Annotated in this window: 3 protein-coding genes; all 3 read right to left on the reverse strand. The window is 65.1% G+C overall.

Features of this window, described 5'->3' with window-relative positions; translation table 11 throughout:
- A partial coding sequence (locus tag TVH25_RS17900) for an AMP-binding protein (protein ID WP_422425045.1) occupies positions 1–1,011 on the reverse strand: 1,011 nt, incomplete at its 3' end.
- Positions 1,012–1,403: 392 nt separating this feature from the next.
- Positions 1,404–3,800 (reverse strand): condensation domain-containing protein, encoded by a 2,397-nt coding sequence (locus TVH25_RS17905; RefSeq protein WP_422425047.1) that lies wholly within the window; start codon positions 3,798–3,800, stop codon positions 1,404–1,406.
- Positions 3,701–13,017: amino acid adenylation domain-containing protein (locus TVH25_RS17910; protein ID WP_422425049.1), on the reverse strand; the 9,317-nt coding region annotated here is incomplete at its 5' end. The genes TVH25_RS17905 and TVH25_RS17910, both read right to left, overlap by 100 nt.

Raw genomic sequence — 13,017 nt, forward strand, 5'->3', positions numbered from 1 at the left:
CTCGGGAACCGGCCGCAGACGCTCATCGAGCACGAAACAGCCCACCCCCGCGATCGCCGACCCGATCGTCACCGGCGCACCCGGCACCAACTCCCCCGAGCTCGCCAGGATCGTCGTCTCCGTAGGTCCGTACGCATTGAAGAACCGGCGGCCCTCGACCGCCCACCGCCGCACCAACTCCGGCGCGAACGACTCACCCGCAACCACCACCACACGCAACGAATCCATACCGGCCGGATCCATCGACCCCAAAGCGCCCGGCGTCATCAACACATGCGACACCGCTTGCGTCACAATCACATCCGCCAGCTCGGCGCCACCACCGACACCTGCCGGCGCCACCACCACCGTCGCACCCGCCGAGAAAGCCACACCCAGCTCGAGCAACGACACATCGAAACTCGGCGAACACACATGCAACACCCGAGACGACGACTCCACCCCGAAATGCTCACGTTCAGCCGAAATCACGCCACCGACACCCGAATGCGATACCACCACGCCCTTCGGCCGTCCCGTCGAACCCGACGTGTAGATCATCCACGCCGCATCCGACGCCTCCAGCGAGCGCACCCGATCCGCATACGACACCGGCCGCGAGGACAACGCCTCCACCTGCGCGACCACCGACACATCGTCGACGGCAACCACAGGCACCGACCCCGCCACCGACGACACCGTCGGCACCGACGACCCCACCGACAGACACAGCACCGCGCCGGAGTCGGACACCATGAACTGCACGCGCTCAGCCGGATAACCCGGATCCACGGGCACGAAAGTCGCCCCCGACTTCGCCACCGCCCACAACACCACGACCGACAGCAGCGAACGCGGCACCGCAACCACCACCGCGTCGCCCGGTCCGACACCCCGACCGATCAGCCACCGCGCCCACCGCGACGACACCTCGTCCAGCTCGCGATACGACAACGATCCCTCGGCTGCGACCACCGCCACCGCGTCACCACGCGACTCCACCGCCGACACCAGCAACTGCGGCAACAGCACACCGCGCCGACCGTGCGCGCGGTTTCCTCGCGCCGGTCGCGGAGCACGTTCGGCACGTGGTGCCCGTTCGGGTCGCTGGCTATGTGCACCGGTACGGGCGCTTGCCGCGTCGCGGGACTCCGGACGTGCCGATCGAGATGCGTTCACCGGAGTGGCCTCGTTCGAACTGCCGTCGTGTCGTGACATGGAAAGCCCACACCCTTCGCTTCAGATAATTCAGTGGTCGCGCCCGTAATCGAACAAGCACTTCGCCGCCTCGAAACAGGCGACGCTAGTCGAAAGTAATCTTCCCGGTCCATCCCCGGAGCAAGCCCCGACGTTACCCGCAGTGCCTCCGGCAGTGCCGGATCCGGGCGACCGGTGGGGCCGAGGACGAATCGGCCCCACCGGAATCAGCCCAGGTCGGGAAGCTGGTACACGCGGTGCGCGGCACCCCACTCCTCCAGTGGTACCCCGGATACGTCGTCGAGCACGACGACGGCTGCGAGATCCTCGAGTGTCCCCGGTTCCAACGTGCCCAGCGACGCGCCCGGCAGATGGACGTGCGTCACCCACTGGCCGTACAGCACCCCGTCGAGGCCAGGACCCGATGTGGCGTCCGCGGGTACGACTACGACCACAGCACCTGTCGCGGTCACGACCAGGGGTTCGAGTGCCACGACCTCGATGTCGACACTGCCCACAACGGCGCTTCTGGACTCGTACGTCAGCCCGTACTTCTCACGCAGCGACCCGATACGGTCGATCAGTTCCTCGTTGGTGAACGTCTTCGATGCTGTGACGACTGCGGGGTCGTTCGCACCGACCTGCCTTATTCTGTCGCTGTACGTCACGGGATCCGACGGCAGAGCGGCCAGTTCGTCGCGCACATCCGGATCGTCGACGACGATCCGTTCACCATCGGGCGAGGAAACGCCGGTAACAGTGAGGGTCACCACGGTTCCCTCCGACTGGCGCGACATCTCTCCGCCGGGGTCGATCATGGCGAGGGCAGCGCCGGTCTTGACGACCGCCCATGCAGCGACCACCGACTGCACCGATCGAGGCATCGCGACCGCGACCACGTCGCCGGTGCCGACTCCGCGGGCGATGAGGAACCTGGCGAGACGCGACGAGCGCGCGTCGAGCTCCCGATACGGGATCTCGGTGCCCTCGCCTCCGACCGACGGATCTGCCGGCACCGCCAGAGCGGGAGCAGACGGATCCTCTTCGACCACCTCCGCCAGGACCGTGGCGAGTGTCCGCGCTCCGGTGTCGACGGCGCCTGCGGACGGTCCGGACTCGGCGACAAGACGTGCGCGTTCGTCCGCATCGACCAGGTCGATGTCGCCGACAACTCCTTCCGGCTCGGACACGAACGAATCCAGCACACGCACGAGTTGTTCCGAGATCCGTCCGATCCCTGCCTCGTCGAAGAACCTCTCCAGGTACTTGAACGTCAGCTCGAGTTGTCGATCCGCAACGGCCATCAGGGTGATCGGGTAGTGCGTGGCATCGTCGAGGACCACGTCGGTGATCGTCATACCGTCGAGGGATCCGGCCGCGTCGGTCAACGCCTCCCTGTCGATCGGATACGACTCGAACACCAGCAACGAATCGAACCCGATCGGAGTCCCGATCCGCTGTTCGATCTCCGACAGCCCGACGTAGTGGTGATCCAGCAGGTCGGCTTGTTCCGATTGCACGCGGCGCAGCATCTGCACTACGGGTTCGTCCGGGTGGATCCGGACCCGCACGGGCAGTGTGTTGATGAACAGGCCCACCATCGTCTCCACGCCCGGCAGGTCTGCGGGGCGACCCGAGACGGTCGCACCGAACACGACGTCGGCGCGCCCTGTGATCCTGCCCAGTAGAACGCCCCACGCAGCCTGGACGAGTGTGTTGACCGTGACGCCGCTTTCGGTGGCGAGCGCGGTCAGCCGCGCTGTTCGGTCGGTGTCGACGAGGACCGACATCTTCGACATCGTGTCGTTGTCCGCGTCCCGCTGGACCGGAGCGACAATCGTCGGTTCCGAGATGCCACCCATCGCCTCGGCCCACCTCTCCAGCGACGCGGCATGGTCCTGCTCCTCGAGCCACGCGAGGAAGTCCGCGTAGGAACGCGTGGGTGGCAGGGCCGCACGGTCGCCGCGCAGCACGTACAGAGCCATGAGGTCCTGCATGAGCAACGGCATCGACCAGCCGTCCAAAAGGATGTGGTGGGCGGTGACGGCCAGGTGATAACGGTCCTCGTGCGACTTCACGAGGAGGAACCGAATGAGAGGCGCACGCTCCATGTCGAAACGCCGAGCCTGTTCCTCGGCCAGCAGCGCCGGCACCCCGCTCTCACCGGCACGGCCGGAGAGATCGCTCGCTTCGATGACCTGCCAAGGCAACTCGACCTCGTCGAGAACGAGTTGCAACGATCGGCCTGCCTCGTCGGTGACGAACACGGCCCGCAGATTCCTGTGTCTGTCGAGCAGAGCTTGTCCCGCGCGTCGCAGACGATCGGGGTCGACGTCGCCGCCGAGATCGAGGACCGCCTGCATCGTATAGACATCGGTGCGTTCGTCGGCCGTCATCGAAGCGTGGAAGAGCAAACCTGATTGCAACGGCGACAGCGACCACACGTCAGTGAGCGACGGGTATCGCTGCTCCCAGATCTCGATGTCGCTCTGGTCGAGGTCGACGAGAGGGAGATCCGACGGTGTCAGCCCACCGGCACCGGGCGAAGACCCGTGCCGTGCAAGCGCATCGAGCGCTTGCAGCCAATGCTGCGACAGTTCGTCGATATCGTCACGGTCGAACAACCCGGCTGGGAACGCGATCGTCGTATCGAGGCGCGTGCCATCGGAGCCGTCCGAGAACACAGCCTCGATATCGACGCTGACGTCGGCCGGAATCGCGGTGGACAGATGCACTTCCAGTTCGCCGAGGGCACCTGTCGGTGTCCAGACGGACTCGGGTGCGGCCCGCCCCGCGGGCCGGCGGGGCCCCCCGGCCCTGCGTCCGGGCGCGACCGCCGGTCCAGGTAGCTGAAACGCACCTGCGGCGACCGCTCAACCGATGCCAGGCGATCCCGTGCCTCTGGATCGAGATGCCGCAACACGCCGAAGCCGGTCCCGCCGGCAGGAACGGCCCGCAACTGCTCCTTGACCGCCTTCATCGCCGCACCCATGGCCGGCCCACCCGCGAATGCCTCGTCGATATCCACACCGGCAAGTTCGACTCGCACCGGATACGCAGCGGTGAAGCAACCCACCGTTCGTTGCAGGTCGGCCCCGGCCACCGCGGTGTCCGCACGTCCGTCGGCCTCCAGCCGGACCAGCGCGGACGACGACTCCACACCACGATCGCGGCGCCAGCGCACCAATGCCAAACCGAGGGCCGTCATCAGGCCGTCGGTGACCGCGCCATTGAACAGCGCCGGCACCGAGGTCAGCAGCGCATCGGTGTCGGCGGCAGGAACGGACACCTCCAGCCGTTGCACCGTCGACGTCGTATCGACGGCCGGATCGAACGGTCTCATCCCCATTTCGGGATCCGGTCCGTCCAATGCGCGCTCCCACCAGGACAACTCGGATCTGTGTTCGGGTGCGACCTCGAGAACGCCGTGCGCCCACCGCCGCAGTGACGTGCCGACGGCGGGAAGTCGCGGTTCCTGTCCCGCGGCGATCTGCTCCCATGCCAGACCGAGGTCGTGAAGGATGATGCGCCACGAACCGTCGTCGACCACCAGACGGTGTGCGACAAGGAGCAGGATTCCCTTTCGCTCGCCCGGGCCGAAATCGAGCCAGACGAGACGCAGCATCGACCCGGCGTACGGATCGAGGGCCGTGAGAGCGGAGTCGAGGTGTGGTCGTGCGATCTCGGCAATCCGGGCATCGTCGGTATCGGCCGAAACCTCGACCCTGGCGAGCAGTTGCGCCGGATCGACGGTGCCTGCGCTGCGCACGCGCAGCATCGGTTCACCGTCGGCGCCACCTTCGAGGGCCGAACGCAGTGCATCGTGGTGATCCACCACGACGCCGATCGCGCGCTCGAGTGCATTCCGGTCGATATCCGACGGGATCTCCACGGCGACGGTCTGTGCGGCGTGGTCGAAGCCACCCGGCCGGCTCAGCACTTCGCGCATACCCGGCGTGAGCGGAACCTCGCCGATTCCACCGCCCGGCAACTCGTCGAGCGACGCGGGCCCGGTGCTCTCTTCCCACGTGGCCACTTCGGCGAGTCCCGCAACCGAACGGCGGCCGAACACGTCTCGCGGCGTGAAGTGCACACCTCGGGCCTTTGCCCGTGACACCAATTGGATCGAGACGATGCTGTCCCCACCGAGCGCGAAGAAATCGTCGGTCGCGCCGATCTTGTCGACATCCAGAACTTCGGCGAACACGTCCGCGATGACCTGTTCGATCCTGGACCCGGGCGCCCGGAACGCTGTCGCCTCGAACACCGGATCCGGCAACGCCTTACGGTCGAGCTTGCCGTTGATGTTGAGGGGCAATGCGTCGAGCACCACAAAAGCCGACGGCACCATATAAGCCGGCACACTCCGACCCAGCGCGAATGCAACCTCCCCGGTATCGAGATCGACACCCGGCCGAGACACCAGATACGCAACCACACGGGTACCCACACGCTCGCTGCCACGAGCAACCACCGCCACATCACGAATGCCATCCATCCGCCGCAGCGCCGACTCGATCTCACCGAGCTCGATCCGGAAACCACGAACCTTCACCTGGAAATCCGTACGACCCAAATACCCGAGCTCACCGTCACTCGTCCACGCCACCAAATCACCCGTGCGGTACAACCTCTCACCATCACCCCACGGCGACGCCACAAACCGCTCCGCCGTCAGATCAGGCCGCGCGAAATACCCACGAGCAAGCTGCGCACCCGCAAGATACAACTCACCCGGAACACCCACCGGCACCGGCTGCAAACGCGCATCGAGCACAAACAACCGCGTATTCCACTGCGGCGACCCGATCGGCACAGACACCACATCGGACACCTCGACAGTGTGACCGGTCACCGACACCGCAGCCTCGGTCGGACCGTAAAGATTGTCCAACCGCGCATCATTGCCGGCAAGGAACCGCTGAGCCGTGGACGCAGGCAACGCCTCACCGATAGCGAGCACCCGGCGCAAAGACGACGGCAGAACACCATCCGAGTCCGTCATCAACGCCGTCAGCATCGACGGCACCACATGCAGAGTCGTCACACCCTCCGACGCGACAAGACCGTTGAGATACGCCGGATCACGATGACCGTCCGGCGCCGCAACAACGACACGGCCACCGGATACAAGCGCCGACCAGAACTCCCACACCGACAAGTCGAACGTCGCAGCGGTCTTCAGCAGCAAAGCATCATCGGGCCCGAGATCGTATTCGTCCCGCATCCACAGCATTTGGTTGACAATCGCCGCATGGGACACCGCCACACCCTTGGGCCGACCGGTCGAACCCGACGTGAAAATGACATACGCCGTGTTCTCCGGCCGCAACGGCGCAAGCCGATCGACGTCCCTCACCGGCAAACCCGAGTACCCATCGAGGCTAGCGGTATCGAGCCGAACGACGACGATCCCCGAACCCACGCCCTCGGGAACATCGAACTCGTCACGCGCGGTGGTCAAGACCACCGCAGGAGCCGCCACCGACACAATGTAATGCGTGCGCTCCTCCGGCTGATCCGGATCCAGCGGCACATACGCACCACCTGTCTTGGCCACCGCATACATACCCACCAGCAGCTCCACCGACCGCCGCATCGCCAACGCCACAGTCGATTCCGGCCCAACCCCCACCGAAATCAAATGACGGGCAAGCCGGTTCACCCGAGCATCGAACTCCTGATACGACAGCGACACGCCCTCGAAAACAATCGCCGTCGCCGCAGGATCACGCCGTACCTGAGTATCGAACAAGTCCACCAACGTCACCGGCGCCCCGAGCGGGCAGCTCGTGCGGTTGTGCTCCTCCAGCACCAGGTTCCGCTCCTCGACCCCGAGAATATCGAGATCTCCCACCGGAAGCCCCGGCTCGGCGACGATCTGCTCGAGCACTCGCACGAACCGCTCCGCGATCCCCACAACCGTCGACCTGTCGAACAGATCCGTCGCGAACGTCAACACGCTACCGATCCCCGCCGGAGACCCATCCTCGTGGTAGCGATCCGCGGCGACCAGATGCAGGTCGAACTGCGAGGTCTGCACTTGCGCATCCAACCCCGACACCGTCAGACCCGGCAGCTCCAGGCTCGTCGCTGCCAAGTTCTGGAACGACAACCCCACCTGGAACAGCGGATGCCGCGCGGTGGACCGTTCAGGGTTGAGTACCTCGACGAGACGCTCGAACGGAACGTCGGCATGCACGAACGCCTGGAGATCCCGCTCGCGTGTCTGCTCCAACAGAGCATCGAACGAACCGCTCACATCCACGTGGGAACGCAGAACCAAAGTGTTGACGAACATGCCGATCAGATCGTCGAGCTCGCGACGTCCCCTACCCGCAATCGGCGTGCCGACCGTGATGTCCTCGGTGCCCGACAAACGCGCGAGCAACACAGCGAAAGCCGCATGCACCGCCATGAACAACGTCGAATTCCGCGCTCGCGCGAGCTCAACCAGCTTACGATGCAGATCAGCGTCGATGTCGAACTCGACCCTGTCGCCGGCAAAGGACTGTTCCGCCGGCCGTGGCCGGTCGGTCGGAAGGTCCAGCTGATCGGGAAGGCCGTCCAAGGACTGTTTCCAGAACGCGATCTGCTTGGCCGCCAACGACTCCGGGTCCGACTCGTCACCGAGTACCTCACGCTGCCACAACGAGTAGTCGGCGTATTGCACCGGAAGCGGTTCCCAGCCGGGCTCGTATCCGCCGGAACGCGCCACATAGGCCGCAACCAGGTCACGGGTCAGTGGACCCATCGAAGAACCGTCGGCAGAGATGTGATGGACGACGAAGGCGACGATGATCTCGTCGTCCCCCACCGCGTACAGGCGAATTCGGATCGGCACCTCGGCGGTGACGTCGAAACTCGTATTCGCCAACTCACGAACGAGGCCGGGCAACTGATCCCAGTCCGTCCGGACGGGCTCCAGATCGGGCGCTACCGATGAGACCGGCAACACGATCTGAACGGCACCGTCGTCCGACTGCGGGTAGGAGGTGCGCAGCATTTCGTGTCGTTCGAGCACATCGCGGATGGCTGCCTGCAGTGCAGCGAGATCCAGTCGTCCGCTGAGTCTCAACGCGATCGGCAGGTTGTATGCCACGGAGTCGGGATCGAACCGGTTGAGGAACCACATCCGCTGCTGCGCCAGCGACAACGGAACCCGGTCCGGACGCGGCCCAGCAACGAGAGGCACCGTTCCCCCCGAGCCGGCATGTTGCCCGACGTGTGCGGCCAACGCCTCGACGGTCGGTGCGTCGAACAGGGCTCGCACCGGCACCCGAGTGTCGAGCGCCGAGCCCAGCCGTGCGACCACTTGCGTGGCGTTCAGCGAGTTGCCACCCATTGCAAAGAAATCGTCGTCGAGCCCGACCCGCTCGACACCCAGCACGCCGGCGAACGTCGACGCCACAATCTCTTCCACCGGGGTCCGTGGCGCCCGGAATTCGCGGGCTTCGAACTCCGGCGCCGGCAACGCCTTCCGATCCAGCTTGCCCGACGTATTGAGCGGGAACTCATCGAGAACCACCACAGCGCCCGGGACCATGTACGACGGCAACAACCCGGACACGAACTCGATCAACTCACCACGATCTACGGTGGCCCCGGGAACCGGAACCACATACCCCGCGAGTTGATCCCCGGCGCCCGACGACGAGACCACGACCGCAGCCTGACTGACCGAGCCGTGCGCCAGCAACGCACTCTCGATCTCACCCAACTCGATGCGCTGGCCCCGGAACTTCACCTGGAAATCAGTGCGCCCGATGTACTCCAGTTCACCGTCGCTACTCCACCGAACCAGATCACCGGTGCGATACATCCGGTCCCCGGCCGGCCCGAACGGGTTCGCCACGAACCGATCCGACGTCAGATCCGGCCGGCGCACATACCCGCGCGCCAACTGCACGCCGGCGAGGTACAACTCACCCGGCACCCCGGCCGGCACCGGACGCAGGCGGCCGTCCAGCACGTACACCTGCACGTTCCATTCCGGCTCACCGATCGGCACAACATCGACCGATCCCTCCGACGGCGCCTGCCAGAACGTAGCCGACACCGCAGCTTCCGTCGGCCCGTACAAATTGTCGATCCCCGCCGCACTGATACGGCGCACCCCGTCGACCGTCTCCGGCGGCAGCGCTTCACCGATGACGAAGATCTCCCGCAACGTGCTGCACGATTCTGCAGCAGCGTGCGCCGCGAACACGGTCAGCATCGACGGCACGAAATCGGTGATCGTCACCTTCTCCCGCGCAATGACCTCCGACAGATATATCGGATCGCGGTGTCCGTCCGGAGTCGCGAGTACCAACTTCGCACCCACACTCAGCGGCATGAAGAACCCCCACAACGACACGTCGAACGTCGTGGCGGTCTTCTGGAAATACACATCCTCCGACGTCATCGCGAACTCGTGCAGCATCCAGTCGATCTGGTTGACGATCGCGCGGTGCGTCACGGCCACGCCCTTGGGCTTGCCCGTCGAACCGGACGTGAAGATGGCGTAGGCCGTGTTGTCCGGGCGGAGCGCGTCCCGTCGCTCCTCGTCACCGATCCGCTCGGCAGAGACTCCCGCCAGATCCAGCCGATCGATCTCCATCGTCTCGACATCTACCCCGGACGGCACCTCGAACCCATCGCGGGCCGTCGTCACCAGACACACCGGGTCAGCAATATCGAGCACATGCCGGATGCGATCGGCCGGATGGTCGGGATCGATCGGCACATACCCGCCGCCCGCCCGCACGATCGCATACATCCCCACCAACAGATCCAACGACCGGCGCACCGCCAACCCCACCGTCGTCTCCGGACCCACACCCCGCGAGATCAGATACCGCGCAAGCTGATTGACCCGCGCATCGAACTCGCCGTATGTCAACGACTCGCCCTCGAACACCACCGCCACCGCGTCCGGCGACGCAGCGACCTGCGCATCGAACCGATCCAGCAACGTCGACTCCGGCACCGGATGCGACGTATCGTTCCACCGCTCGAGCACCCTCACCCGCTCATCGGCGCCCAGCAGATCGATATCGCCCACCCGCCGCGACGGATCAGCCACCACCGCCTCAAGGATCCGCACGAACCGATCCGCAAAGCCCTCCACCGTCACCGCATCGAAGAGCTCGGTGGCGTACGTCAATTCCGCACTCCAGCCGACCGGCGAACCGTCTTGGACATACCCCTCCGACAACGTCAACTGCAGATCGAACTTCGCGATCTGCGCATCGAAGTCGACACCCGAGACACTCAGACCAGGCAACTCGAGCTCCGCAGCCGCCATATTCTGGAAAGTCAACATCACCTGGAACAACGGATGACGCGCCTGCGAACGCGCAGGATCGAGCACCTCCACCAACCGCTCGAACGGCACATCCGCATGCGCGAACGCATCGAGATCCACCCGGCGGACCTCATCGACGAACTCCCCGAACGACACCCCCGCATCGACCGACGTCCGCAACACCAACGTATTGACGAACATGCCCACCAGATCATCGAGCGCAGCCTCACCACGACCCGCGATCGGCGTGCCTATCGCAATATCGGACTGGGCGCTCAACCGGGACAGCATCACCGCAAGAGCAGCATGCACCACCATGAATTCCGTTGCGCCACTGAGACGGGCGAGATCGGTGATACCCGCACGGACGCGCCGATCGATCACGAAACCATGTGAGGCGCCCCGGTAACTCGACACCACCGGACGAGGCCGATCCGCCGGCAACGTCGACTCCTCCGGCAGATCCGCCAAAGCAGTGCGCCAGAACTCGGATTGCCGCGCGAGCAACGACTCCGGATCCGACTCGTCGCCGAGAACCTCACGCTGCCACAACGTGTAATCCGCGTACTGGACTTCCAACGCCGACCACTCCGGGACCGCGCCCACGGCCCGCGCCGCATACGCCGTCACCACATCACGAGTCAGCGGTCCCATCGAGAACCCATCACTCGAGATGTGATGAACCACCACCACCAGAATGTGCTCTTCCGGCGTGACCCGCAACAGCCGCACCCTGATCGGAACCTGCTGCGTGACATCGAAACCGGTCGTCACAACCTGCGTGACACGTGCCGGCACCTCGTCGGGCGCGATGTCCTCGACACGCACCTCCACGACCGCGTCGTCGGCACCGAGCACCTTCTGGAAACCGACCCCGTCGATCTCCGGATACACCGTCCGCAACGACTCGTGCCGTGCGACCACATCCGACACGGCCGCCTGCAACGCATCGACATCCAACGAGCCCGACAACCTGATCGCCACCGGAATGTTGTTCGCCCCCGAGACCGGATCCAACCGGTTGAGGAACCACATCCGCTGCTGCGCCAACGACAACGGAATCTGCGCCGGCCGAACCCGAGCAACCAACGGCACCCCGGCATCACCACCGGACACCTGCTCCACCCGCACCGCCAGCTCCCCGACGGTGGACGCCTCGAACAACACCCGCACCGGCACCCGGGTATCGAGTGCCGCACCCAGACGCGCGACCACCTGGGTCGCAATCAGTGAGTTTCCACCCAAGGCGAAGAAATCATCATCGAGCCCGACCCGCTCGACACCGAGCACCTCGGAAAACACCGACGCCACAACCTGTTCGACGGTTGTCTGCGGCGCCCGGAACTCCCGAGCCTCGAAGACAGGGGAAGGCAACGCCTTGCGATCGAGCTTGCCACTGCTGTTGAGCGGGAACTCATCGAGCACCACCATCGCCGACGGCACCATATAGCCCGGCAACACCGCACCCAACCGACGCAACAACACCACAGAATCCACCGACGCACCCGCAGCCGGCACCACATACGCCACCAACTGCTCACCCGCATGCGCATCCGAACGCACCAGCACCACAGCCTGACCGACACCATCCAAGCCCAGAAGAGCAGATTCGATCTCACCGAGCTCGATCCGCAACCCCCGCAACTTCACCTGAAAATCGGAACGACCGATGTACACCAACTCACCATCGGCATTCCACCGCACCAGATCACCCGTGCGATACAACCGCTCCCCCGCACCGAACGGCGACGCCACAAAACGCTCCGCCGACAAATCCGGCCGACCCACATACCCACGAGCCAACTGCACACCCGACAAATACAACTCACCGACAACTCCGACCGGTACCGGCACCAGCCGCTGGTCCAAAACATAGGTCCGGGTGTTCCACACAGGGGTCCCGATCGGAACCGCACCCGCACTACCCGCCTCGGCCGGCCCCGCCGTGACATGCACCGTCGCCTCGGTCGGACCGTACAAGTTGTGCAACCGCGGCAACCCCAGAGCAGCACACTGATCGACCAAAGCCGCAGGGAACGCTTCACCCGCAACAAGAACCACACGCAACGACGCGCACTCCTCGCGCGTGGCGACAGCAGCGAACACCGCAAGCATCGACGGCACAAACGACGTCGCAGTAATCCGCTCCCGACCGATCACGCGAGCAAGATACGCCGGATCCCGATGCCCGTCGGGGCTCGCGATCACCACACGCGCACCCGCTGCCAACCCGCCGAACAACTCCCACACCGACACATCGAACGTGAACGGAGTCTTCTGCAACACCACATCATCCGGCGACAGCCCGTACTCGGCTACCAACCACGACACCTGATTGACCACCGAACCATGCGACACCGCCACACCCTTCGGCCGCCCCGTCGACCCCGACGTGAAAATCACATACGCCGTATTCGACGGCCGCACCGGCGCAATCCGCTCCGCATCCGACACCGGACCGGCCGCAACGCCCGAAAGATCCAGAGTGTCGATCGACACCACCGGAACCGACCCGGACCCGAACTCGGAACCGGGAAGCTCGAACCCGTCCC

This window comes from Rhodococcus sp. 7Tela_A2, from assembly GCF_049311045.1.
Taxonomy (GTDB): Bacteria; Actinomycetota; Actinomycetes; order Mycobacteriales; family Mycobacteriaceae; genus Rhodococcus.